Annotated in this window: 1 protein-coding gene; it reads left to right on the top strand. The window is 69.4% G+C overall.

Features of this window, described 5'->3' with window-relative positions; all coding sequences use genetic code 11:
* A partial coding sequence (locus CFP71_RS42265) for a choline/carnitine O-acyltransferase (RefSeq protein WP_143267298.1) occupies positions 1–752 on the top strand: 752 nt, incomplete at both ends.

Raw genomic sequence — 752 nt, 5'->3', positions numbered from 1 at the left:
CCCGGTGAACTCGCGGAGACCGAAGGCGCCGTCGCCGAATTCCTCGCGGAAGGAAGCCCGGCGCACGAACTCCAGAGCGCGCTGGAGGCGTACGACGGCCGTGAGGGCGTCCACAGCTGGCTGGACACCTTCTGGCCGTACCGCTACCTCGGCCGCCGCGACCGGATCGCGCTCAACGCGAACTTCTTCTTCCTGTTCACCGAATCCCCGCTGGGACAGTTGGAGCGCGCGGCCGAACTGACCGCGTCGGCGGTGGACTACAAGCTGAAGCTCGACGAGGAACTGGTGCCGCCGATCGTGCTGCGCGGGCAGCCGCAGTCGATGGTGCAGCACAAGTTCCTGTTCTCGGCGACGCGGATCCCCGGCGCCGCGCAGGACACCGCGCGCACGCCGTACCGCGAAGACTGGCCGGGGCCGTCGAGGGCGCGGCACATCGTGGTCTTCCACCGCGGCACCCCGTTCCGGATGGACGTCATCGCGCCGGACGGCCGCCCGTACTCCCCCGAACAGCTGGTCGCAGGGCTTCAGCTGATCGTGAAGTCCGGGAACTTCGTCGAGGATCCGGAGACCGCCGCCGGGCACTTCACCACCAAGGCGAGGGCGGAATGGGCGGCGACGCGCGAGGCGTTGCTGGCCGCCGGGAACGCTTCCGCGCTCGACGACATCGAGACGGCGTTGTTCTGCCTGTGCCTGGACGACTTCACCCCGGCGGACACGCAGGAGGCGTGCGACAAGCTGCTGCACTGCGACAG

The sequence above is a fragment of the Amycolatopsis thailandensis genome (genome assembly GCF_002234405.1).
Classification (GTDB): Bacteria; Actinomycetota; Actinomycetes; order Mycobacteriales; family Pseudonocardiaceae; genus Amycolatopsis; species Amycolatopsis thailandensis.
This window is presented reverse-complemented; position numbering and strand designations above follow the sequence as displayed.